The organism is Myxococcus sp. XM-1-1-1, from assembly GCF_020037095.1.
GTDB lineage: Bacteria > Myxococcota > Myxococcia > Myxococcales > Myxococcaceae > Myxococcus > Myxococcus fulvus.
Window position 1 is genome coordinate 163,662 of sequence record NZ_JAIQDH010000001.1, and the last position, 23,488, is coordinate 187,149.

At 70.2% G+C, this 23,488-nt stretch carries 13 protein-coding genes; 7 read left to right on the top strand and 6 right to left on the bottom strand.

Annotation, left to right across the window (positions count from 1 at the left end):
* Positions 1-38 precede the first annotated feature (38 nt).
* A complete protein-coding gene (locus K8640_RS00675) occupies positions 39-3,089 on the bottom strand; it encodes a DEAD/DEAH box helicase (protein WP_223745314.1) in 3,051 nt (1,016 codons plus the stop codon).
* Between the two features lie 74 nt (positions 3,090-3,163).
* Positions 3,164-4,999 (bottom strand): fibronectin type III domain-containing protein, encoded by a 1,836-nt coding sequence (locus K8640_RS00680; protein WP_223745315.1) that lies wholly within the window; start codon positions 4,997-4,999, stop codon positions 3,164-3,166.
* A 306-nt stretch (positions 5,000-5,305) separates the two neighbouring features.
* On the opposite strand from K8640_RS00680, the gene K8640_RS00685 reads away from it, so the two are divergent.
* From K8640_RS00685 to K8640_RS00700, 4 genes are all read left to right on the top strand, one after another.
* Positions 5,306-5,728 (top strand): YciI family protein, encoded by a 423-nt coding sequence (locus K8640_RS00685; protein ID WP_141322932.1) that lies wholly within the window; start codon positions 5,306-5,308, stop codon positions 5,726-5,728.
* Positions 5,729-6,120: 392 nt separating this feature from the next.
* Entirely contained in the window at positions 6,121-7,635 is a 1,515-nt protein-coding gene (locus K8640_RS00690; RefSeq protein ID WP_223745316.1) for an SDR family oxidoreductase, read from the top strand.
* Between the two features lie 24 nt (positions 7,636-7,659).
* Complete coding sequence (locus tag K8640_RS00695) at positions 7,660-14,214, top strand: type I polyketide synthase (protein WP_223745317.1); 6,555 nt, start codon at positions 7,660-7,662, stop codon at positions 14,212-14,214.
* 24 nt (positions 14,215-14,238) lie between these two features.
* On the top strand, positions 14,239-15,321 hold the full coding sequence (locus K8640_RS00700) for a fatty acid desaturase (protein WP_223745318.1): 1,083 nt from the start codon (positions 14,239-14,241) through the stop codon (positions 15,319-15,321).
* Between the two features lie 9 nt (positions 15,322-15,330).
* On the opposite strand, the gene K8640_RS00705 is transcribed toward K8640_RS00700, so the two are convergent.
* Positions 15,331-16,026 carry a DUF6766 family protein gene (locus tag K8640_RS00705; protein ID WP_223745319.1) on the bottom strand — a complete coding sequence of 232 codons (696 nt, stop codon included), beginning with the start codon at positions 16,024-16,026 and terminating at the stop codon, positions 15,331-15,333.
* 104 nt (positions 16,027-16,130) lie between these two features.
* On the opposite strand from K8640_RS00705, the gene K8640_RS00710 reads away from it, so the two are divergent.
* Both K8640_RS00710 and K8640_RS00715 read left to right on the top strand, forming a co-directional pair.
* Positions 16,131-17,204 carry an NADH:flavin oxidoreductase gene (locus K8640_RS00710; RefSeq protein WP_223745320.1) on the top strand — a complete coding sequence of 358 codons (1,074 nt, stop codon included), beginning with the start codon at positions 16,131-16,133 and terminating at the stop codon, positions 17,202-17,204.
* A gap of 259 nt (positions 17,205-17,463) precedes the next feature.
* Positions 17,464-18,234: an outer membrane beta-barrel protein gene (locus K8640_RS00715; protein WP_223745321.1), complete on the top strand. Its 771-nt coding sequence runs from the start codon at positions 17,464-17,466 to the stop codon at positions 18,232-18,234.
* Between the two features lie 74 nt (positions 18,235-18,308).
* Here the strand turns inward: K8640_RS00715 and K8640_RS00720 are convergent, their stop codons facing one another.
* From K8640_RS00720 to K8640_RS00730, 3 genes are all read right to left on the bottom strand, one after another.
* Complete coding sequence (locus K8640_RS00720) at positions 18,309-19,655, bottom strand: S9 family peptidase (RefSeq protein ID WP_223745322.1); 1,347 nt, start codon at positions 19,653-19,655, stop codon at positions 18,309-18,311.
* 269 nt (positions 19,656-19,924) lie between these two features.
* Entirely contained in the window at positions 19,925-20,746 is an 822-nt protein-coding gene (locus K8640_RS00725; RefSeq protein ID WP_223745323.1) for an NAD(P)H-binding protein, read from the bottom strand.
* Positions 20,747-20,825: 79 nt separating this feature from the next.
* Entirely contained in the window at positions 20,826-21,704 is an 879-nt protein-coding gene (locus K8640_RS00730) for a S9 family peptidase (RefSeq protein WP_223745324.1), read from the bottom strand.
* 250 nt (positions 21,705-21,954) lie between these two features.
* On the opposite strand from K8640_RS00730, the gene K8640_RS00735 reads away from it, so the two are divergent.
* Positions 21,955-23,343, top strand: coding sequence for a hypothetical protein (locus K8640_RS00735; RefSeq protein ID WP_223745325.1), 1,389 nt, complete (start codon positions 21,955-21,957; stop codon positions 23,341-23,343).
* Positions 23,344-23,488: the final 145 nt, after the last annotated feature.

Here is a 23,488-nt window from a genome sequence, read left to right on the forward strand (position 1 = left end):
TGCGTCGCGAGCCTCGAACGGAGCCGAGGCCCACCACCTCAGTCGAGCAGCTGCATCAGGTCCGCGCGGGTGATGGCGGCGCCGCCACCGGAGGCGCCTCCCAGCGCGGACTCGAAGAGCGCGCGCTTCTTGTCCTGGAGCGTGAGGATCTTCTCCTCCACCGTCCCCTGGGACACCAGCCGGTACACCATGACGGGTCGCTGCTGGCCGATGCGATGCGCGCGGTCCGCGGCCTGGTTCTCCACGGAGGGGTTCCACCACGGGTCCACCAGGAACACGTGGTCCGCCGCCGTGAGGTTCAAGCCCGTGGCGCCCGCCTTGAGGGAGATGAGCATCACCGGCGGGCCCTTCGGGTCCTGGAAGGCCTCCGCCACCGCGCCTCGGTTGGACGTGCCGCCGTCCAGGCGGATGAAGCCGATGTCCGCCTCCCGCAGCGCCGGCTCGATGAGGTCCAGCATCGACGTCCACTGCGAGAAGACGAGCGCCTTGTGCCCGTCCTCCACCGCCGTGGCGAGCGCCTCCACCAGCGCCTGGACCTTCGACGACGACTTCGCGTGCTGACCCGGGACGAGCGCCGGATGGCACGCGGCCTGCCGCAAGCGCAAGAGCGCCTCCAGCGCCTTGAGCACGCTGCCGCCGGCCTCCAGCTGCGACACCACCTCTTCCCGAGTGGCCGAGTACACCGCGTCATAGACGGCGCGCTCGTGCTCGCTCAGGGTGACGTGGCGGACGGACTCGGTGCGCGGCGGCAGCTCCGGCGCCACGTCCCGCTTGAGCCTGCGCAGCACGAAGGGCCGGATGCGTGCGCGCAGCCGCTCGGCCGCGCCCTTGAGGTTGTCCGAGACGGGCCGCGCCCAGCGCTCCTCGAAGTCCTTGCGCCCTCCGAGCAGGCCCCGGTTGGTGAAGTGCATCAGGCTCCACAGCTCCTCGAGCCGGTTCTCGATGGGCGTGCCGCTGAGCGCGAGCCGGAAGTTCGACTCCAGCTCGTACGCCGCGCGCGCCACCTGGCTGTCGGGGTTCTTGATGGCCTGCGCCTCGTCGAGCACCACCATGTCCCACGTCTTCGCGCCCAGCACCTCCGCGTCCAGCCGCAGCAGCGCATACGTGGTGAGCGTCACGTCGGCCGTCTCGTCCAGGGAGCGGCCGGGGCCGTGGTACACGGACACCTTCAGCGACGGCCGGAAGCGCCGCACCTCCGCGTGCCAGTTGGGCAGCACGCTGGTGGGCGCCACGACGAGCGTGCCCTTCCCGATCATGCAGAGGGTCTGCAGCGTCTTGCCCAGACCCATGTCGTCCGCGAGCACGCCGCCCAGTCCCGCCTGCCGCAGGAAGGTGAGCCAGCTCACGCCGTGCAACTGGTACGGGCGCAGCTTCGCGGTGAGGTCCTGGGGAAGGTGGGGCTCGGGCAGCTTCTCGAAGCCCTTCACCAGCGGCGCCAGCTTCTCCAGGCCGGGCGGGGGCGGGTGCTCCAGCGCCTCGCACAGGTCCGTGAGCTGGGGGATGGCGTGGTTGGCGATGCGGCCATTCGAGTCGCGCGCCGCCAGCAGGTCCGTCACGCGCTGCCCATGCGACTTCAGCCACTGGGTGGGCAGGGGCGCCCAGCCTCCGCCCTCCAGCGGCACCAGGCCCAGGCCCTCTTCGTAGGCCTTCATCACCGCGGCCGCGTCCACCATGCGCGGCGCGTCCGGGCCCGCGCCCTCCACCTCGAAGTTGAACGAGACGCCGACGCTCGGCGCGCCCACCTCCGTGGTGCCCGTCTGCACGCCGAGCACGGGCTTGAGCTTCACGTCCGGGCTGACGAAGCGCGCCGCGTCGCCGGTGAGCCCGCCGCGCCAGCGCCGCAGCTTGTCGGCGAGCTGCACGGCCTCCTTGCCCTGCACCGCCACGCGCCGGCCGGGGACCATGTTCAACTCGTCGCGCAGGCCGTGGATGAGCTTCTGCTCGGCGCCCTCGTCGCGCACGGGCACCGCGCCGCTCAGGTACACCATGCGCCCGTTGTCGATGCGCACCGTGGGCGGCGAGCCGTACACGAGCGTGGGCAACACGGAGAGCCCGCCTTCGAGCGGGTCCAGCTCCAGGGAGATGCGCGGCTTGAGCGTGCGGTCGATGGCCGGCAGCCGCTTGCTCTTCACGTCCACCGGCAGGCGCCTGGCCAGCTCCGGCAGCACCTTGCCGGTGAGCTCGCCCATCTGGTCCGGCGAGAAGGCGCGCTCCTGCGGCAGCTTCTCCAGCCGCGAACCGGAGAGGGACTGCTCGCCGAGCCGGAACAGCACGCCGCCGCCTACCGCGATGCCGGGGCTGATGACCTCGGTGACGCGCGGGTCCCTGTCCACCTTCATCACGGTCTGCTCGCCCCGGTCCTCCACCGTGACGCGGGGCAGGAGCAGCTCGCTGGAGACGGACATCAACATCCCGTCGAAGAGGATGGTGCGCGCGGGCTCCAGCGCTCGCAGCAGCGCATCCAGTCGCTCCGGCGGGAGCGCGCCGCGCGTGGGCCTGGCGAGCAGCGCGTCCACCACGCGGTCGCACGGCTCCACCTGGATGCGCGCGGCCTCCACGGGGTTCGTCAGCAGCGAGGACAGGCTGCGCGCCAGCAGCCGCGCGGTGTTGTCCGGACGGACCACCAGCCGCTCCAGCTGGAGGCCCCCGTCCACGCGCTTGAAGCGGTACACCAGCCGCTCCGGCTTGGCCGTCGCTCCAGGCCGTGCACCGGGCGCTGGGGCCGTCGTGGGACGAGAGGGCGCGGCGGGCGTGGGGGGCCGCGCGGACGCGGCGGGACGCGCCGCAGCCGCGGCACGGGGCGGGGCGCCCTTCTGCGCGGCGTGGTGGAGGAAGAGGGCGGCGGCGACCACGTGCTCGCACGGGTCATGCTTCCCCCGGCAGTCGCACTCCCAGATTTCGTCCTCGGGATAGAGGACCGTCGTCACGGGGGCGGGGCGGCCGGTGGCGCGCACGCGCAGCACCGTCTCCTCCTCGCCGACGGACTGCACCGAGACGGCGCCGGCGCGGGCCAGGCCCATGCCGGCGGACCAGGTCTCCGGGCGCGCTTCCTCCTGGATGGTTTCGAGCAGGTCGGCGGTCGCGGACATACGGGGACCGCCTCCCTAGCGCCGCGGCGGACCCGGCGCAATCCTCGCCTGCGCCGGGTCCGTGGGAGACGGGCCTACGGGTAGGTGTCCAGGTACGCGCGGTGGCTGTTGGAGAACTCGAAGTTCGTGAACTGGTCCCAGTTGATGGACCAGGTCATCAGGCCCTTGAAGCCGGGGTAGCCCGCGGGGTTTCGTAGCACGTAGGTGCCGCCGAAGGACTGGCCCTTGAGCAGGTAGTCGAGCGCCTTGTGCACGTTGGCCGGCGTGGTGTACCCGCCGCCCGCCGCCTGCGGTGACGACGGCAGGCCGATGAGCACCTGGTCCGCGCGCAGCCCCGGGAACATCGCGCTGGTGTTGCCGCCCACGGGGAAGCCCTGAATCATCATCTCCGCCATGGCCACGTGGAAGTCCGGCGTGCTCTGCGCGTAGGCCCGGCCGTCGAGCGCCATGACGGTGCCGGTGTTGTAGTGCTGCACGTGCAGGTACGTCAGCCTGTCCCTCAGCGCGTGGATGACGGGCAGGTACGCGCCCCAGGGGCCGCCGTACGCGGACATGCCGCCCTGCACGTAGGCCGTCTCGGGCGCCATGGTGAGGATGAAGCCCGTGCCGTTCTGGTTGAGCAGCTGGCGCGTGGCCTGGATGATGTTGACGATGCGCGGCGTCGTCGGGTTGCGGAAGTCGGTGTCCCCGCCGTTGAGCGACAGCGAGCTGCCCTCCAGGTCCAGGTCCAATCCGTCGAAGCCGTACGTGGTGATGAGGTTCTGCATCGTGGTGACGAAGTTCTGCCGCGCGGTGGCGTCGTCCAGGTGCACCGTGCCGTTCGCCCCGCCGACGGAGATGAGCACCTTGCGGCCCTGGCTCTTGAGCAGCGCGATGTCCGCCTTGAAGTCCGCGACGCTCGAGTTGTACGGCGTGAAGGCCATGTTGCCGGAGCCCGCGCCGCCCACGGGCTCGGCGAAGGCGACCTGGATGACGTTGAACTTCGCGGAGATGTCGCGAAGGCGGATGTTCGTCGAGCCGTTGTCGAAGTTGTGCCAGTAGCCCACGATGAGCTTGTTGCCCGTGGGCTGCGTGCCCGTCGTCGTCGCGGACACGCTGTTGCTCGCCGCCGAGCGGTTGCCCGCCGCGTCGCGCGCCTTCGCGGTGAAGGTGTAGGTCGTGTTCGCGTTGAGGCCCGTCACCGTGACGCTGGTGGCGCCCGTGGTGGTGGCCGAGGCGCTGCCGCCGCCGTTGACGAAGACTTCGTAGCCGGTGACGGCCACGTTGTCCGTGGACGCGCTCCAGCTCAGCGACACGCTGCTGTTGCTCACGCCCGTGGAGCGCAGGCTGCCGGGCGTGGACGGCGGCACGGTGTCGACCGGGGGCCGCGGAGAGGTCGTCACGCTGTGCGCGCTGCTCGCGGCCGAGCGGTTGCCCGCGGCGTCGCGGGCCTTCACGGTGAAGGTGTACGTGGTGTTCTCCGAGAGGCCCGTCACCGTGACGCTGGTGGCGCCCGACGTGGTGGCCGACGCGGCCGTGCCTCCGTTGGTGAAGACCTCGTAGCCGGTGACGCCCACGTTGTCCGTGGACGCGCCCCAGGACAGCGACACGCTCTCATGGGTCTTCGCCGTGGACGTGAGCGAAGGTGGGGCCGAGGGCGCCTGGGTGTCCGGCGGTGGATTCCCCGTACGCTCCAGCCAGAGGGCGGGAACGTTCGGCGGCTCCCAGCCGACGAGCGACGTGTGGGACTGCCGGCAGTCGTAGCCCTTGCCGGAATAGGAGACGATGTCGCCCACCGTGTACGGCGTGTTGGGCGCCCATGCGCCCCGGTCCGCCGCCAGCACGTGCGCGGGGAGCAGGAGGCACAGCAGGGTGGTGAGGGCCACGAAGGCGGTGAGGCCCGCCCGGTGGAGGAGACCTGGAAGCTGCATGGCATCTGCCTTTCAGCTGGGGGAAGAGGCGCCCGGAGGCACCCCCTGGCAGAGAGAGGCGGCTCCCATTTTTCGGGTCAAACCTCGATTCCGGCTTCCGGCGACCCTCGCGCCGCCCCGCCCGCGCGGACGCCCATTTCCGTCCCTATTTTCGGAAGAAGGTCCTAAGAGGCGAGTCATTCCAGGGGGTTGGCGGCGGTCCTCAAAATAAATCGAGGCCGTGTCGATCTCCCGCGCGCCGGTTCGACGAAGCAATGAAGCCGGAGAACAACCGGCGCGGAACCTCGGAACGACAAGGAGCACGCAATGCGATTCATGGTGATTGTGAAGGCGGACAAGAACTCGGAAGCCGGAGTGATGCCGGACGAGAAGCTGATGACCGAGATGGGGAAGTACAACGAGGAGCTGGTGAAGGCCGGGGTGCTGCTCGCCGGCGAGGGGCTCCACCCCAGCTCGAAGGGCGTGCGCGTTCGCTTCAACGGCACCTCACGCACGGTGATTGACGGGCCCTTCGCGGAGACGAAGGAGCTGGTGGCCGGCTTCTGGCTCTTCCAGGTGAAGTCCAAGGAGGAGGCCATCGAGTGGGTGAAGCGCTGCCCGAACCCGATGCTGGGCGAGTCCGAGATCGAAATCCGCCAGGTCTTCGAGATGGAGGACTTCGGCGAGGCGATGACGCCGGAGCTGCGGGCCCAGGAAGAGCGGTTGCGTGAGGCGACCGCCAAGAATTGAGCGCCTCGCCCCACCACCACACCCCAAGGCACGGGGCCCCGGGAACCTCGCGGGCCCGTGCAAGTCTTTTTGTCGCCCGCACGGCCATTCGACGATGGCTGTGTTTCAGTGTGTCTGGATTGTCCATGAGGCCATGTATGGCCATGGACGAGCGAACGCTCGCTTGAGAGCGCATGCGTGGGTTCACCCGCATGCCCCTCGTGGGCGCGGCCCGCATTGCGGGAAGAAACCCGGGTAGCGTCAATTCATTCCCATGCACGGACACCACGAACGTCCGTTCATGGTTGTCATTGTTTCACGCTCCGTGGGTCCGGACACGCAATGTCAGACCCCTCATGCACAACGCACGTGTCTCATTCATCCATGCGTTGTCAGAATCGTGAGGGTTCAGCATGTCTCCGTCATCCCCGCAGGGCATTCCTTCTTCCGCTCAGGTCCTGGAGCGGATTCGTCAGTGCGCGGCGTCCGTCACGCGGTATCCGCTCGACATCCTCACGGCGGAGGCCTCGCTCGAGGACGAGCTGGGCATCGACTCGGTGAAGCTCGCGGAGATCGCCGCCGTCGTGGCGCGCGAGTTCAACCTCTCCGCGGACCGGCTGCCCAGGGGCGCGAAGGCGCGCACGCTCGGGGCCATCGCGGAGGGCGTCGCCTCGTTGCTCGCGGAGTCCGCGCCCGTCGTGGCGCCTCCCGTCGCAGCGGAGGCGACGCCCAGGGCGTCGGTCGCGGCGCGCGTCCAGGCGGCCGCCACGCCGCGGCCCGTGGGGGGCGCGTCGGTGGACCTGGAGTCGAAGGTCCGCGCCGTGTTCGCGCGGGTGACGCGCTATCCGGAGGAGCTGCTGACGCTCGACGCCGACCTGGAGGACGAGCTGGGCATCGACTCCGTCAAGCAGGCGGAGGTGGTGGCCGTGCTCATCAAGGAGCTCGGCTGGGAGGTGGCGCCCAAGCCGTCCCAGCGCCTGCGCACCCTCTCCGCCATCTGCGAGGCCATCCGCTCCCAGCAGGGCGCGGCGACGGTGACGAGCCCTCCCGTGGAGCAGGCGCCCGTGCGGGTCGCACCGCCGTCCAGGCGCCAGCCGCCGCTGCCGTTCGAGGGCAAGGTCGCGCTCGTCACGGGCTCGGGGAAGGGCATCGGCAAGGTCATCGCCATGCGCCTGGCCAGCGCGGGGGCCACGGTGGTGGTCAACTCGTTCCACTCGCGGGACGACGGGGAGCGGACCGCGCAGGAGATCCTCGCGGCGGGCGGCAAGGCGCTGCACCTGTGGGGCTCCGTCGCGCACGAGGAGCACCTGGAGCGGCTGTTCTCCGCCATCGGCGAGCGGCTCGGCGGGCTGGACTTCCTGGTGTGCAACGCGTCCAACGGGCTCATCGGTCCGTTCGACCGGATTGCGCCCCGGGACTGGGACAAGGCGTTCCGCACCTGCGTCACCGGGACGTACGAGTGCGCCATGCGGGCCCGCCCGCTGATGGCGCGGCGCGGGGGCGGGGCCATCGTCACGATGTCGACGTCCATGTCCCAGCGGTACATGCACGACCTGGGGTGCCAGGGCGTGGTGAAGGCCGCGGTCGAGTCGCTCACCCGGTATCTGGCGGCGGAGCTGGCCCCCGAGGGCATCCGCACCAACTGCGTGTCCGCGGGCCCGGTGCACGGCGAGCTGCTGGGGATGTTCCCGGATGCGCCCGGGCGGGTGGCGCGCTGGGAGGCCGCGACGCCGGGAGGACAGCTCTGCACCGCGGACGACGTGGCGGACGTGACGGAGCTCTTGCTGGGCTCCAGGACGCAGCGGGTGAACGGCGCGGTCTGGGTCGTGGACGGTGGGCTCTCCGGAACGGTGGATGGCCTGCTGCCCTCGAGGCCCGCGCGAACCCTCGGACACGATGACCGGGCGCAGCTCGCCCTGGACGCCTGAACCCTTTCGCTCGGGAGACCTGCCATGGGTTACTTCGCCGTCCCGTACGTCATCCACTTCGATGACACGATGGCCTACGGGAGCCATCACTTCCTCACCAACTTCAAGTTCCAGTGCGCGGGCCGTGAGCACCTGCTCTTCAGCCCGCACTTCTTCGAGGTGCCGGAGTTCCGGCGCGACTTCGACCGGGTGCTCCTGCTCACCTACGAGGGGTACTCGCGCAACCTCTCGCCCGCGAACCTGGGGGACAGCCTCGTGGTGCTGACCACGTTCGAGGAGCGGGGCGAGGTCGGCGTGCGCTTCTGCTTCCGGACGCTGAAGCGGGACGGGACGCCCGTGGCGTGCGGCTACCAGACGGTCCTCTGCGCGGACAGGGCCACCGGCGCCCTGTGCGCCTTCCCGGATTCGTTCCGCCCCTGCTTCGAGTCGCTGTCGAACATGTTCGAGCCCGCGTCCGCGCAGAGCTTCCGCGAGCGCGTGCTCAAGGGCGGCTCCGCCATCCAGGAGCTGTTCTCCGAGCCGGTGCGTGCGCTGGCCCGGCGTCTGCTGGAGGACCCGGCCTCGCTGGGGACCTCCAGGCTGGTCGACGTCGATGCCCTGGTGGCGAGCGCTCCGGTCGCGGTGGAGCCGGCACGGAGCCCCACGCTCCAGTTGCCGACGGGGGCCACCGCGTTCCTCTTCGCCGGGCAGGGGTCCTTCGAGCCGGAGTTGTTCGCGCGGCTCAAGTCCCTGCAGCCCGAGCTCCGCGACGAGCTCATGTCCGTCGTGGACGTGGCCCGAGGACACGGGGTCGACGTGCGCCCGTTGGTGGAGGCGCGGGACGCGGCCGAGGTGCGTCACGCACTGGAGCAGGAGCCGCGGCTCGACCAGCTCGGCATCTTCCTGTCCGGTGTGCTCGGCGCGCGGTGGTTGATGCGCGAGGGCACGGCGCCGGACGTCTTCGTCGGGCACAGCTTCGGGGAGATTGCCGCGATGACGGCGGCGGGGGCGATGGACCTGCGCTCCGGCGCGGAGGTCGTGTGCCTGCGGGTCCTCGCGCTCGAGACGGTGCCGGAGGACCTGGGGACACTCGCCGCCGTGGCACTGGGCGAGGCGGACACGGCGCGTGCGCTGGTCGAGAGTGGCGTCACGGGGGTGACGGTGGCGGGGCGCAACCACGCCAAGCAGACGGTGGTGGCGGGGGCCCGTTGGGAGCTGGAGCGACTGCGAGCCCACCTGGAGCAGCGAGGGCAGGGCTTCACCTTCGTGTCGAGCCGGTACCCCTTCCACCATCCAGGCCTCCGGCCCGCGGCGGAGGCGTTTCGGGTCGCGCTGTCGCGGGTCGAGATGAAGACGCCGCGGGGGCTCATCTACTCGCCCATCGAGCGGCGCGTGTACGCGGGAGCTCCGGGCGAGCTGGCGGAGGCGCTGGCGGCGCACCTGCTCAAGCCGTTCGACTTCCTCGGCGCGGTGGAGCGGCTGTCGAGCGCGGGGTGCACGCGCTTCCTGGACTGCGGCACGGACGGACGGCTGGCGCGCATCGTCCAGCGCATCCCGGTTCCGACGGGGCCGCTCGACGTGCGCGCCATCTCCGCGCTGTTGCCGCCTCGCTCCGAGCCGGTGGCGTCGGCTCCCGTGAAGAGCGAGCCGCCGAAGGCGGATGCGACCATTGCCATCGTGTCGCTCGGCTGCATGTTGCCGGGAGGCGCGAAGGACCCCGAATCCTTCTGGCGCAACATCCGGCAGGGCATCAGTGGAATCGTGGACCCTGGGGCCCGCGAGCCGTCGCTGGTGACGGACTTCATCGGGCCGGTGGGCACGCCGGACCGGGCCTACACGTTGCTCACGGGGGCCGTGCGTGACGAGGACCTGGTGGCGCCGGAGGGGGCGGACCCGGAGCGCTTCCGGCGATATGTCCGCGAGCAGAAGCTGCTGGCCATCGCGCTGGCCCAGTCGATGGAGGGCCTCGGGGCGCATGCTCCGGAGCGCATCCAGTGTCTGCTCGGCTCCACGGCGGAGGGCTCCTCCGAGTACGACGCCGCGCTGAGTCTGGAGGCGGGCGAGGCGCTGCTGCGCGCGAAGGGGATGCATGGCGCGGACGTGGCCCTGCTGTCCCGGGCCGCGCGCGAGGTGATGGGCGTCGAGGCCCGCTCGTCGGAGCTGGCACCGCATCCCACGCTCCAGGCGGTGGTGACGGACGTGGTGGGGCGCGGTGTCTCCACGGTGCTTCTGGATGCGGCCTGTGCGTCCTCGCTCTACGCCATCGCGTTGGGGATGAAGACGCTCCAGCGAGGGGAGGCGGACCTGGTGCTGGCGGGAGGAGTCTTCTCTCCGGGGCCTGGCAACAACTGCCTCTTCTCGCAGTTCAACGGGCTGTCGGCGACGGGGAGCAGGCCGTTCGACGCGAGCGCGGATGGCGTCATCTTCGGTGAGGGCGCGGGGGTGGTGGGGCTGATGCGCCTGTCGGATGCGCTCGCGCGGGGCCTGCCTGTTCGCGCTGTCATCCGAGGCACGGGTTTGTCGAGCGATGGCCGCAGCAGCTCCGCGAATGTCCCTCGCGTGGAGGGACAGGTGGCGGCGATGACCGCCTGTTATGCGGCGGCGGAGGTGGACCCGGCTTCCATCCAGTACCTGGAGGCGCACGGCACCGCGACGCCCGCGGGAGACGCCACCGAGCTGAAGTCGATCGGCCGGGTCTTCGCGGGCAAGCGCGCGGGCATCCAACTGGCGAGCGTGAAGGCGCTCATCGGACACGTGGGCTGGGCGGCCGGCGCCGCGTCGGTCATCAAGCTGTGCAAGGCGCTGGAGCACCGGTTGTTCCCGAGGCAGGCGAACTTCGAGCGGCCTGGCGACGCGCTGCGCGCGCTCGGCGCGGACTTCGAGGTGAGTCAGCGTGAGCAGCCCTGGCCGGAGAACGGGGCGAATCCCCGGCGAGCCGCGACGAACGGCTTCGGCTTCGGGGGGACGAACGCGCACCTGGTGCTCGAGGAGTACCGAGGCGATGCGTCGCCCGTGTCGACGCGGTCCGGGTCGATGAGCGAGCTGGTGGTCGTCGCCGCGGAGGGCGTGTACCCGGATGCGCGAGGGACGCCGCGAGTGGGCGTGCCGTCGGAGGTGGGGACGCGCTTCGAGGTCGGAGCGTTCCGTCTGCCCTCCTCGTTGAGGTTGTTGCCGGACATCGCCGAGGACATGGACCTGACGCAGGGGCTCGCGCTCACGGCGGCGAGCGCGCTCGTGGAGAAGCTGGGTGGCTTCGACGGGCTGCGCTCGGGAACGGCCATCGTGCTGGGGCTCGAGGGAAAGACGCGCAGGGGCGTGGAGGCCATCCAGCGGGTGCTGGCCGCGTCGACGCGGCGTGGGCTTCGCGAGCTCGTCCTGGGCACTCCGGAGCGCGCGGCGCTGCTTCCGTTGGCGGAGGCGCTGCACGACACGGTGCTGGGGAGTGTGCGGCCGTCGGGGCCCTACACGCTCCAGGGGATGATGGCGAACGTCACGCCGGGGCGGGTGGCGGGGGCGCTGGATACGAAGGGGCCCAACTTCGTCATCGACGCGGGAGCGGCCTCGTTGGCCGAGGCGCTGAAGGCCGCGAGGGACGTGTTGGAGACGGGCTTCGAGCTGGTCCTCGTCGGGAGCGCGAACGTGCTCCGACCGGGCGCGGTGGATGCGGCGAGCGCGTCGGAGGGGGTGATGTTGCTGGCGGTCACCACCGCCGAGAAGGCCGCACAGCGAGGGCTGAAGGTGATGTGCGGCTTGCGCCTGTCCTCCGCGGAGCCCGCCCGTGAGGAGGCGGTGACGCGACTGTCAGCGCATTCGGCGAGCGAGGGGCTCGCGGTGCTGCGCGCGGTGCAGGCCGCGAGCGAGGGACGCGCGGGGACGCTGTGCTTCCACCCGGACGCGGCGAAGGGCACGCGTCTGTCGGTGGAGCTCATCCCGACGCAGGCGCGTGTCACCGGAGCGCGAGCTCCTGTCATGGAGACCCCGCGCATCGAGGGGGCTCGGCATGAGGCGGCGGCCTCGACAGCGAGGACCGCGCACCCAGCCGCCGCGATGTCGACCTCCAAGGTGGGCGAGACGGTAGCGAGGGCTCAAGCCGTGAGCGCGAGAGTGGATGCGTCCGCGCCCCAGGCAGAGGCGAGTGGCTTCGACCTCAGTGCGTCCATCGGCTACCACGCCCCTGTGCTCGTCGAGCATCCAGCGCGAGTGACGCGGGCCTCGGTGCTCACGGGGCGACGGGTCCTGTTCATCGCGGGAGACGAAACCCTGGCACATGAGCTGGAGGAGCAGGCGCGCCGGCTCGGTGTGTCGGACCACCTCAGCCTCTTCGCGGGCCCCGCGACGAGCACGAAGGGCAGGGTGCGCGGAATCGACCTGTCGAGCGAGGAGATCGCCGAGGCGGGACTGGAGGCCCTCGGCTTCGAGCCCCAGCTCATCCTCGCCGTCACGCGTGTCCACGGTGGCGACGAGCCCCAGGTCGTCGAGCAGACCGCCCTGCGCCACGAGGCACTCGAGCTGCTGTTCCTCGCGGCCCGTCGCTCCTACGAGAAGCTCGTCGCCGGAGAAGTCGAGCTGGCGAGTCTCTGCATGGGCGGGCTGGGACCTCGGCGTGTCCTGCATCCCGTGACGGGGCTGTTCGCGGGGCTGCTCAAGTCCATCGCGAGGGAAGTCCCGGCCAGGAACGTCCGGGCCATCTCGACCACGAGCACCCTGCTGCCCGAGTCCCTGGACCAGGCGCTCCTCGAGCTGGGCTCGGAGGAGGACGAGGAAGGCCCGTCGGTCGAGGTCTGCTTCGACGGCGAGACGCGCTGCGTGCGCAGGCTGCGCCCCACCTCGTCACCGTCCTCGGGACCGGCCCTGCTCGACTCGAGTTCCGTGGTCCTGCTGACAGGCGGCGGCCGTGGCGTCACGGCGGTGCTTGCGGGCGCGCTGTTGAAGCGCTACGGCTGCACGGTGGTCCTCCTGGGCCGGAGCGACCCGGAGGCGGCGCCCGAGAGAATCCTCGTCGCGACGGACGAGCAACTCCCCGCGCTGGAGCGGGAGTTCTACACCCACGAGCTGGCCACGACGTGGGGCGTCCGGATGCCGGAGCTGCGCGCGCGCTTCGAGCGTCACCTGGCCGCCCGCGAGCTTCGCTCCACGCTCATGGGGCTCGCCCGGCTGCCAGGGCGGACCGTCTACCGCGTCGCGGATGTCACCCGTCCCCAGGACGTGGCGAAGGTCATGGACGAGCTCGTCCGCGAGTTCGGCCGACTGGACCTCGTGGTCCACGGCGCGGGCACGCAGACCTCCAAGAAGCTCAACCGCCGCCGGCTCGCGGAGCTGCGAACGAACCTGGACACCAAGCTGCTCGGGCTGCACCACCTGCACGCGGCCTGCGCCAGTCGCTTCGGACGCACGGTGCCCTTCCACGTGCTCACGTCCGCCTTCAGCTTCATCGGCAATGACGGACAGGCGGACTACGGCGCGGCGAACGAGGCGCTGGACCGGCTCTGCGCCTGGGTGGACGACGTCAACCCCCGCGCACACTGGTGCAGCGTGGGGTGGCTCGCCTGGGATGGCATCGGGATGACCCGGGGCTCCGAGTACCGGGTGCTCGGCGCCAGCCGCAAGCTCCGAGGCATCCGTGCCGAGGAGGGCGAGGCCCTGTTCCTCCAGCTCGTGGACGGCCAGCCGCGCGAGGCCATCAACGTGCAGCTCACCCAGAACGAGCGCGAGTTCTACGGCCTGCGACTCCTCCCCGAAGGCTCCGCGGGGGCCACCGCGCCGCGCCCCGTCGTCCGCGAGGTGCGGGTCGACGCCGCGAGCGTGCCGTGCCTGGAGGACCACCTGGTGCGCGGCACGCCCACGCTCCCGGGGGCCTGGGCGTTGGACCTGATGCTCCGGGCCGCGGTGGGAGACCGGCTGCCGGAGCTGAACACCGTCACCATCGAGGACGTCCGCTTCTCACGCTTCATCCGCGTGCGGCCCGGCGGCCACCAGGCCCTGCGCGCCGAGTGCACGCCGTGGGTCGATGAACCCGGGGTGCATGGTGTGCGGGTGCGGCTGTTGGGGGACATCGTCCACGCCTCCGGCGTGGTGCTCGAGCGTGACCTCGTCTACGCGGAGGCGCGCTTCACGCTGACCCGGCAGCCACCCCAGGGCGTGCCGGGACTCGACGCGGCGGCGCCTTCGGGGCGAGGCATCCTGGTCGAGGACCCTCATTGCGCCCCGGGCGGTCCCATCGAGCTGCGCAAGATGTTCGACTGCCTGGAGGACATCCGCCTGGAGCCCGCGGCGCGCTTCGCGAAGCTCGGCCTGCCGACGCGGCGGGAGGAGGCGGGGGCCACCGTGCCCGCGCTCGTCCTGGACGCGGCGCTGCGCTTGAGCGCGATGCACGTGCACGGTGTGTCGAACGACGTCTTCGCGCCCATCCAGTTCCAGCGCGCGACGTTCGACCGGGAGCTGGTGGACGGGCGGAGCCGCGCGCCGCTCCAGCTCTCCCTCAAGGCCCTGCGCCCGCGACTGGAAGGTGACGTCCTCCAGTGCGGCACCGTCGCGGCGGTCGATGAAGCGGGGCGCCTGCGGATGCTGCTCGAGGGCGGCCTCGCGCGCCCCATGGCCTGAAACCCTTTCCACGGAATGGACCCCATGAGCTCCTCCACACCGTCGCCGGTTGCCCTGCCGTTCGATGACCCCAAGCCGCTCCGCGCGGAGCTGCGCCGGGTGATGCCCGCCGAATCCTTCGAACCTCAACCCCACCGGGGTGTCATCGCGCTGGCCCTGGTGCCGGTGATGCTGGCCTCCATGTGGCTGCTCGCCTGGGGCGGGCTGCCCTGGTGGGCCTGCCTCCCGCTCTCCTTCGTGTTGGGACAGATGGTCACCACCGTGGGGCTCGCGGCCCACGAGGCGCTGCACCACGCCGTCTTCAGGAGCCGGCGCTGGGAGGACGTCATCGGCTGGGTCGGCTTCGGCCCGTTCCTCGTCACGCCGGGCAACTGGCGCGCGTGGCATGTTCAGGCACATCACAGCGCCGCGAACATCCACCAGCGAGACCCGGACATCCTCCCGCGACAGCCGGACCTCGGCACCCAGCGCTTCGCGCGGATGTTCCACGCGATTTCACCGGGCTCCGGCACCTGGCTGAGCTACGTCAGCTTCAGCCTGTTCTTCACCGCGCAGGGGCAGGCCTTCCTGTGGCACCACATCGACCAGCCCCACCTGCGCCACGTGCGCATGAACCGCGCGAAGGAGCGCATCCTCACGGTGCTCCTGGTGCTCGGCTGGGGGGCGCTGGGCTGGGCCATGGGGCCGCGCGGAGCCTTCTTCGCGCTCGTGTTCCCCCTCGTCGTCGCCAACATCACGTTGATGGTCTACATCGCCACCAACCACTGGCTGCAGCCGGCGTCCGAGGAGCACGACAACCCCTTCGTGAACACCGCGAGCGTCAAGACGCACCCGGTGATGGACTGGGCCCACCTCAACTTCAGCTATCACCAGGAGCACCACATCTTCCCGGCGATGAGCCCCCGCTTCGCGCCGCTGTTGCGCAAGCGACTGCGGGAGCTGAGCCCGGAGGCCTCCACCGTCTATCCCCACGTCCAGGCGCTGCGCACGCTGTACTCGCGGCCCGCGTTGTACTCGCCCACCGAGGCGGGGACGTGGGTGGGGCCCCATGGGACCCCCACGGTGACGAGCGGCGAGCTGCGAAGCCGCCTCGAGTCCCCCGCCTGACGAAAGGCGCTACTTCCCGGTCCGGGCGTGGGGCGCGTTGACGGGCTTGGACTCGGGGCTGCCCTTCTCGCGCAGCCAGATGGACAGCAGGACGAGGGCCGCGACGGAGAGGAACTCGCTCTGCCAGTTCTGGAAGGACTCGAACCAGAACCGGGAGGACACCAGGTACTGGAGCACGGTGACTGCCGCCTCACCGTGCGCCAGGGCCTCTTCGTTGCGGGCCGCGGCGCCGGTGACGGCATGCAGGCCGAAGCACACGATGAACAGCGAGAAGAGGGCGATGGACAGCGAGTGGCTGTAGAGCTTGAGCACCAGCCCTCCGCGATGGAGCGGCGCCGGGGAGCCCTCCTGGGGCTCCAAATCCTTGTCCTCCTCCTTCTTGCCGCCGTTCAGGTCCTTCGACTCACCAGAGCCCTGCTGCTTGAGGAAGGCCGCCAGGATGACGAAGGCGCCCATCTGGAAGAACTCGCTCTCCCGGTTCTCGAACGTGGCCTCCAGGAAGTCGCCCGAGCGCAGGTGCTCGCCGAACCGCGCCTCGGGTTGCCCATGCTGGCGCTGCTCCTCGTTGTGATGGAGGAAGCCGGAGACGGCCTGCCCCACCCAGCACAGGAGGAACGCGGCGAGCAGGACGAGCGACAGCCCATTGTTGGACAGGAATGTGCGCGGGCCTCTCTTCGGAGACCCCGATTGAGTGGTATCCGCCATCTCCCGAAGTCTGGACACGAAATGTCGGAGCGTAGCCGCCTCGGGAGGGCGACTGTCCGCCCGCCCGGTCCCCCGCCGGCTTGGAACCCCCGGAGACACGAGACATGGCAGGACTGTTCGACCCCCTGGTGCTGCGAGAAGGCGTCGTCGCGCGCAACCGCGTCTGGCTGGCGCCGCTCACCAACAAGCAGAGCCATGCCGACGGAACCCTCTCCGACGCGGAGCTCCACTTCCTGGAGCGTCGTGCGCAAGGTGGCTTCGGACTGGTGGAGACCTGCGCGGCGCACGTCCAGCAGGACGGGAAGGCCTGGGCCGGCGAGCTGGGCGTGCACGACGACGCGATGTTGCCGGGCCTGCGCCGGCTCGCCGAGAAGGTCCACCAGGGCGGCGCGCTGTTGTCCGCGCAGCTCTTCCACGGAGGTCTGCGCGCGGACCCCACCGTGAGCGGGATGCCGCGCTGGAGCGCGAGCGCGCACGGCGGCGCGGACGAGTGCCGTGAGGGCACGGAAGGTGAGATTGAAGCCGTCATCGCCTCCTTCGCGAATGCGGCCCGGCGCTGCGCCCAGGCGGGCTTCGACGCGGTGGAGTTGCACGGCGCGCATGGCTATCTGCTGTCGCAATTCCTGAGCACCACCTACAACCGCCGCGCGGACCGCTGGGGTGGCTCGCTGGAGAACCGCTCGCGCCTCATCCGTCAGACCTTGGCCGCGGTGCGAAAGGCGGCCCCCTCGCTGGTGCTCGCGGTGCGCCTGTCACCCGAGGACTTCGGTCAGGCGCGTGGGTTGGACCTGGATGAGAGCCTGGAGGTCGCGCGGATGCTCACGGACGAGGGCATGGACATCCTCCACCTGTCGCTCTGGCGCGCGGGGCTCAACACGACCAAGCGCCCCCAGGAGCACGCGACGGACTTGTTCCGCCGGGCCGTGCCCGCGCGCGTGAAGATGGTCGTCGCCGGCGCCATCTGGACGAAGGAGGACGCGGAGGCGCAGCTGTCGCGCGGCGCGGACGCGGTGGCCCTGGGCCGCTCCGCCATCGCCAACCACGATTGGCCCGAGCGCATCCATCGCGGTGCGCCCATCCACCAGCCGCCTCTCTCCGTCGACCTGCTGCGGGCCGAGGGCGTCTCCCCGGGCTTCATCGACTATCTGCGGGGCTGGAAGAACTTCGTCGCGACCTGATGCGTTGAAGCTGCATGGGTCGCGACGCGGAAAAAGGGCGTTTCACTCCGGGAGTGTGCCCGCCGCGTCAAGATTCTTGGCCGTGAAACGAAGTCTCGCGATGTGAGGCGTGTGGACTGGAAAAATGCCTGGGTCTCCTGAAACCCGGCCTTTTATGTCCCGTCCGTTTTAAATAAGTGACGCCTCCGGGCGTCTCTACACGCGTCCGACACCTCGACGGTGTGGGGCAACTCACATCACTTTTCGCGGGACCACCTTCATGACCAGCCGCACCCAGATGATGCTGTGCTCGATGTCCTTCGCTCTCATCGCCGCCCCCGCGTTCGCGCAGGATGACGCTGCGGAGGGCTACTCCGAAGAGGGTTATGTCCGCGAGGACTCGTCCGCGGGTGAGGGCAAGGGCTTCGCGCTCGGCCTGCGCGCGGGCTTCGCCGTTCCGTACGGCGACCTGGCGGGGAACCCGAACGGCGAGGGTGATGGCGCTCCGGTGGGTGACCTGGTCTCGAGCGTGATTCCGCTGGAGCTCAACGCGGGCTACTTCTTCAACAAGAACTTCTACCTGGGCGCCTTCTTCCAGTACGGCCTGGGCTCGCTCAACACGGACACCGAGGATGGCGAGGAGGATCCCTGCAGCGTCGACGGCGTGAGCTGCAGCGCCACCCAGCTGCGCTTCGGTGTCAACGCGGCCTATCACTTCGACGCGACGCCGATGGTCGACCCCTGGGTGGGCGTGGGCATCGGCTACGAAATCCTGAACTCCAAGGTCTCGGCCGAGGCCCTGGGCCAGGAGATCTCCGCGAAGACGTCCGTGAAGGGCTTCGAGTTCATCTCCGCGCAGGGCGGCGTCGACTTCCGCATCTCGCCGAAGTTCTCGGTGGGCCCCTACATCACCGCGACGGTGGGCCAGTACTCGTCGGCGTCCATCTCCCTGTCTGGCGACGGCGAGGAGGAGGAGCAGTCGCAGGACATCGAGGAGAAGGCCATCCACGGGTGGATCAACGGCGGCGTGCGCGCGCAGTTCCGGTTCTAATCACCGCTTCGCGCCTTGGCTGTCCATGACGTCGGGCCAGGTTCGCTCCTGGCCCGACGTCGTCGTTTCAGGGCTCAGATGTATTCGTCGAACCAGTCGAACATGCGGTGATTGGCGACGGCCTGCGCGGCCTCCTGGCAGTGCAACAGGCCGGTGTCCTCCTCGGTGAAGAGCAGGTAGTCCTTGGGGCAGGTCAGCGCGTCGAAGAGCAGCTTCCCCTGGCCGCCGGAGTACGCCTCCGCGGTGCCGTCCATGACGAGCGTGCGGCAGCGGATGCGCTCGACGACGGGCCGGTTGGTGAAGCTCCTCAGCTTGAACATCAGGTCCGAGGGGGAGCTGGCGCCGTGCTTGTGCATGGCGTCGCGCATGTACCAGCGGTACAGGAACACCTGGGTCATGAGCTGGTACATGGCCGCGTCGAAGGCGGCCGGGTCCGTGTCGAGCAGCGCCATCAGCTCCGGGAAGTAGCCGTTGAAGTTGTCGAACTGCGACTGGCCCCAGTCGAGCACGCCCGGGTTGGGGATGAGCAGCTTGATGCGCCGCTCGAAGGCGGCCGCGCGCGGCACCAGGGCGCCGCCCATGCTCCAGCCGAGCAGGGCAATCCTGCGGGAGTCCACCCCGGAGATTCGCACCGCGAAGTCCACCACGGGCGTGATGACCTTCTCCCAGTCCGGGCGGAACGGCAGGTTCTGCTCGCGGATGGCCATGCCCTGGCCGGGGGCGTGGACGAGCAGGCAGTGGTAGCCCCGCTCCAGCGCGGCGTCCACCACGTACTTGGACTCCTCCGGCCAGGCGTCGCGGCCCTGCTGGAAGATGAGGAGCGGCGCGGGTCCCCGCGTGCCCCGCGCCCGGAAGAGGTAGCCGGGCAGGGTGGTGTTCTCGTAGGGGATGCGCACGGGGGTGCCCGGCATCTTCAGCAGGACGAGCGCCTTGTTGTACGCGTCCACCGCGCGGCGCCCCGTCTGCAGCACGCTCGGGTGGCTGGGCTCGGGGTGGTGGATGAGCGCGGCGCGGTAGTAGTTGGCCGCGCGCAGGTAGGCGTGGCCGGCGCTCGTCTTGTGGTGACGGGCAAGGCTCGCCTCGGCCATGCCGCGCAGGCGGTCCGCGGTGCTCACCCACTCGGTGGGCCAGCTCCAGTCATCGCTCACGTCGATGCGCGTCGCGGTGTCCAGCACCTCGCCGATGTCCGCCTGGGCGCTGTAGGTCGCGGCCAGGAAGTGCAGCAGCTGGTTCTGCATGACGGGGTCGTCTTCCAGCAACCCCAGCTCGTACCAGGGCCGCTGGGGCTCCTCGGCCGGGGGCGTCGTGCCCGGCGTGGAGGCCGGCGCCGCCAGGGCGGAAGGCGCGCGCAGCAGCGCGAGCCCGCCGGTGAGCCCCAGGCCCACGTGCAGCAGGGAACGTCGATTCAGGGTGAAACCCATGGTGTGCAATCTCCTGTGAGGGATTGCAGGCTCGAACACCGTGGCCCTTTATTTCTGTCATCGCCCGGTGGAAATCACAGACATGATTCCCGCGCGGAGAGGTGAAGACAGACGGAGGGCGGGGCGCGGGCGGCGCGAGGTGACACGTCGGCGTCGACAGGGCCCGGGCGCGCGGCTCTCGAGCACGGGAGGCCAGGGCATGGCTCGCCCGTGCCTCCCGGAGGGGATTCAATCAGTTGATTGAATCGTGCGATTGGAGGTGTCGGTTGTCAAGGGGCCCAGGCGCCGGAGGCCGCGGCCTCGGCGGCGTAGGTCTCGAACGGCTTGGGGGCCCGTCCGGTGACGGCGCGCACCGTGTCGGTGGGGGCGGCGTCCCCGCGCTCCTTCAGGGCGGAGAAGGCCTGGATGGCGCCCTGGATGGTCTCGTCGGGGAGCCCCAGCGTCTTCTGCTCGGCGCGGTAGGTGTCCGGGTCGCCGGCGAAGTGGACCGCGCGTCCGGCGGCGCGGCCGATGATGGCGGCGGCCTCGGCGAAGCCCAGGGCCCGGGGGCCGCTGAGCTTGTAGCTCCGGCCCGCGTGGCCGTCCTCCGTCAGGGCGGTGGCCACGACGGCGGCGATATCGTCGGCGTCGACGAAGGCCTGCTTCGTGTCCCCGACGGGCAGGGCGATGCGTCCGGCGAGGATGGACGGGCGGAAGAAGCCCTCGTCGAAGTTCTGGTTGAACCAGTCGGGGCGCACCAGGGTCCACTCCACGCCCGCGCCGCGCACCAGCCGCTCGGCGGCCATCAGGCGCTCGTCCCCCATGACTTCGATGGCCTGGCTCGACAGGAGCACGATGCGGCGCACGCTCCGGGACACGGCGAGCGACACGAACTCCGCGGGGATGGGCTGCTCATGGGGCGCCATGAGGTACAGGCGCGAGGACGCGCCGAGCGCGGCCTCCCAGGTGCTCGAATCCGTCCAATCGAAGCGGATGTCGGAGTGCCGGGAGGCGGCCCTCACGGTGTGGCCCTGGCCGCGCAGCAGCCGGGTGACTCGTCGTCCGGTGGTGCCGCTCGCGCCCAGGATGAGGATGCTCGGGGAGGAGGTCATGGCGTGAGGCATACACAGCCGCGCCTCGCCTCGGGACGCGCGAGGCGGGCGCGGATGGATTACTCAACAGAGCGCACGCTCAGGGCGTGGTGAACTGGGTCAACCAGTTCAGGTTGGGACGCAGGGACCAGGGCTGGCTGCCCGAGCGCCAGGTGGAGTCGAGCAGGAGCCCCACGCAGCTGCCCGTGCGCATGTAGCAGTGGTCGGCGTTGAGGTCGCCCACCTGGCTGTCCTTGATGATGTACCAGCCGCTGCCGTTGCTCTGCAGGCAGGACGTGGCCAGCGGGCAGGAGTAGCCCGTCGTGTCCGTGTTCTGCGCGCGCACCTGGGCCTCCGTCGGGCCGACGAAGACGTCCTGCTCGCCGTTGATGATGCGCAGGCGGCTGCTGGGCAGTGCGCGGTTGCCATTGGCGACGCAGGAGGACAGGTTGTAGATGGAGTACTGGACGCCGGCGCCCAGGCCATACGCGGCCTGCACGCGCGAGTCGTGGTTCTTGGCGAGGATGGCCATGACGGAGCCCTGGCTGAAGCCCGCCACCACGATTCCCTTCGAGCAGTCCGCCTTGGCGCGCGAGCACAGCGTGCCCACCGCGCTGGTGGACCGGCTGCCGTCGAAGATGCAGCGCGAGCGGGCCGTCAGCGTGGAGCACGAGCCGAACGTGGCGTTGTCGTACTCGACGGTGGCCGCGACATAGCCGCGCTGCGCCATCTCCTCCACCGCCGCCAGCGCCGAGGAGTGGTCATAGTTCTCCGTGGTGCCCACCGTGTAGATGAACACAGGGTACTTGCCCGAGGCCGCGGGCTCCTGGCCGCGCAGGTTGTACGTGGAGCCACACAGCGACGTGCCACCACCCCGGTACGTCGCCGAGAAACTGCTCAACGTCTGTGCCCCCGCGGCGGAGGACCAGGCCAGGGCCAGCAGCAATCCAAGACGGAAGCTCAGCTCGCTCTTCTTCATGACTTCTCCTCGTGGTTGTCGACAGTCATGGGAGCGCCGCGCAAGCCAGGCGCGGGCGTCCCATCCGGAATCAAAGCGGCGCATCCGGAGTCGTGTCTATCTTATTTTTCTATCTGTTCAGTTATTTCATGATTTGTTCCGCTTCGCGAAACATGGCTGGGATTGTTTCGCGAAGCGAAAGCGCGCGAGCGCGGTGGATTCCGCACCGCGAAAGGACAAGGCCTGTCGCGCGTGATAGAGGCGGCGCGCCATGTCTCCTTCGCTCTTGCTGCTGTCCCTGTTGTCGACCGTGCCCCAGGTGTCCGAGTCAACCCCGGAGGCGTCCTCGTGGCAGGCCCGTCTGTCCTTCCTGGCGAGTGACCCGAACGTGGACCGTTCGGGCTCCACGACCAGCTGGAACGCGGCGCTGGATGCGCGCTCGCCGGAGCTGACGGCGGGGCTGCGCGCGGAGGCGGAGCTGTCGTTCTTCGTGAACGCCAACAACGCGCAGGGCGTGAGCTTCGCGGACAATGGGAGCAACTTCCGGCTGCGCTACCGTCCCGCCGCCTGGGCCGCTGACGAGAGCCTGGCGCTGAGTGTCTTTCCGCTGAGCTCCACGCGGGTGTACCTGGGCTCCGTCTACCCGGTGACGTGGGGGCGGGACGTCTTTCCCTCCGGTGACAGCAGCAGCGAGCCCGCGGTGGAGCTGCGGCTCGTGCGTCAGCGCTGGGCGGCCTTCGTGGCGCTCAAGTCCGCGGAGTTGACGACGTGGGAGCTGGAGCGGGCGCGGCACTACGCGGTGCTCGCGGGCGGACAGGTCGAGCTCGCGCCCGGGCTGCGGGTGGAGCTGGAGGGGATGTACGTCGACCGGGGGGACAGTCCCGGGCTGGCCAACATGGGGCGTGAGCTGTCGGTCATCCTGCGAGGTGGCTCCGCTCGGGTGTTCTGGAGCCGGGGCGAGCCCATCGGCGACAACGTGGACCTGTCGCTCTTCCGGGGGGACCCCACCTTCTTCGAGCGGTTCTTCACGCCCTCGGCGTCCTCGACGGGGGTCTCCGCGTCGCTCTCGCTGGAGGGCAGCCTGATTTCCCAGGACCTGGAGGACGGGGACGGCGGCTTCGGCAAGCTCACCGAGACATCCCAGGCGGCGGCCCTGGATGGACGGCTGCGACTGGGGGCGTGGCGCTTCCATGCCCTGACCTGGTTCCGGACGGCGAGCTTCCTCCAGATGGATGGGCCCGGCTTCCCTCCGTTCATGGCCTTCCCGCGCGACGCGGACCCTCGCGTCGAGGTCTCCGGCTCGCTGGGCGTCGACTACCACCTGCCAGACTGGGGCCTGACGCCCGGCCTGCTGGCGCGTGTCTCCTTGCCGGCGGCGTTCAGCTCCGCCGAGGCGCTGGGGGTGGACCGGGTCTTCATCGTCCAGGGACGCAACCAGTTCCAGGTGCTGCCGGTCGGCGAGGACCGCGCCAGGGTTCTCACCCTGAAGGCCACGGCGAGATGGGACCTGGGACGCGTGGCTGGTGTCGTGGGCGAAATCTCCTACGTGAATGACCCCAACCAGACGGAGTTCCGAGACGACGTGACGGGGGTGGCGCAGCCCGTCTTCATCAAGGCGAGCGCGTGGGGTGCCACGGTGATGCTCCAGGCCCGTTTCTGACAGGCTTTCGAGCCAGGCGTGGCGCTCACGAATTCCTGATGTGCTGTGTTCTCTGAAAACGAGACACAAGAAATGGTTTCGTGGCGCAAGGAGTGGTCAGCCTTCACCCAGGTTCGCTGGCGCTCCGCGCCGTCGACATGTTCCA